The 1235-nt window shown below is 43.2% G+C and carries 1 protein-coding gene; it reads left to right on the top strand.

The genetic code is table 11. The annotated features are described in order from the left end of the window. Positions 1-61 precede the first annotated feature (61 nt). A protein-coding gene (locus tag FTV42_RS17045) for an IS3 family transposase (protein WP_180039267.1) occupies positions 62-1200 on the top strand; the annotation gives its coding sequence in 2 pieces (ribosomal slippage) (positions 62-320 and positions 320-1200; 1140 coding nt in all). Positions 1201-1235 lie beyond the last annotated feature (35 nt).

Here is a 1235-nt window from a genome sequence, read left to right as displayed (position 1 = left end):
TGGACTGCCACCACTCTCCTAGACAAATTTCGTCTATTCTTTTTGCATAGGAGAGAACATTATGAGTGGACAACGATACACCCCAGAATTTAAAGAAGAAGCTGTTAAATTGATTACTGAACGTGGATATTCTGTCACTGATGTGGCAGAACGTTTAGGTGTATCACAGCACAGCATTTATAAATGGCTAAAGGCCGTACAGCCTTTACGCAACAACCCTGATGAACATGAACTACTCGAAGCAAAGAAAGAGATCCTTCGTCTTAAAAGTCAGCTTAAGCAAACTGAAGAAGAGCGGGATATCTTAAAAAAGGCCGCAAGGTACTTTGCAAGCCTGCCCGAGTAAAGTATCAGTTTATCCTTGAGTACAGCCATCAATTTAAGATTAAGACGATGTGTCGGGTTCTTAAGATTGCTCGTGCTGGCTATTATGCCTGGCTACATGAACCCGAATCAGGCAGAACAATTGAAGACAAACGGTTATTACAACTGATCCGTTCTTCTTATGATGCCAGTTATGGTATCTATGGTTATCGTCGCATCACGCTGGATCTTAAAGAGCTAGGTGAAAGCTGTGGACCGAATCGTGTGCTGAAGATCATGAAGAACAATGGCATTGCCGCTGTTCGAGGATATAAGAAGCATAAAAGCTATGGTCGTGGTCGTCCTCAGATTGTGCCACCTAACCATTTAAATCGAGAATTTGTTGTAAACACACCTGATACCTCGTGGGTGACTGATATTACCTACATCCGCACTTGGCAAGGCTGGTTATATCTGGCTGTGGTTCTCGATTTATATTCAAGGAAAGTCATCGGTTGGTCAATGAAACCTACGCTTGCCAAGGATATCGTTTTGGATGCCCTTTTAATGGCGGTATGGCGACGCAGACCCAATGAACCTGTGATCATACACTCAGACCAAGGCTCACAATACAGTAGCGGAGACTGGCAGAAATTCTGTCAGAAGCATAATTTAGTTCCGAGTATGAGTCGTCGTGGAAACTGTTGGGACAATGCTGTTGCTGAATCCTTTTTTAGCAGCTTAAAGAAGGAAAGAATTAAAAAGAGGATCTATAAAACACGAGAAATGGCGCGTGCAGATATATTTGATTATATCGAGATGTTTTACAATCGAATCAGGCGTCATTCGCATCTCGATGGGATGAGTCCAGAAGCCTTTGAGGCAGCTTCAAAATGAGGCCGTCTCGTGTCTAGGATACTGGGAGCAGTCCA

The sequence above is a fragment of the Acinetobacter sp. YH16052 genome (assembly GCF_013417155.1).
Taxonomy (GTDB): domain Bacteria; phylum Pseudomonadota; class Gammaproteobacteria; order Pseudomonadales; family Moraxellaceae; genus Acinetobacter.
Note: the sequence above shows the minus strand (reverse complement) of the source record. Positions and strands in the feature narration are given on the sequence as shown.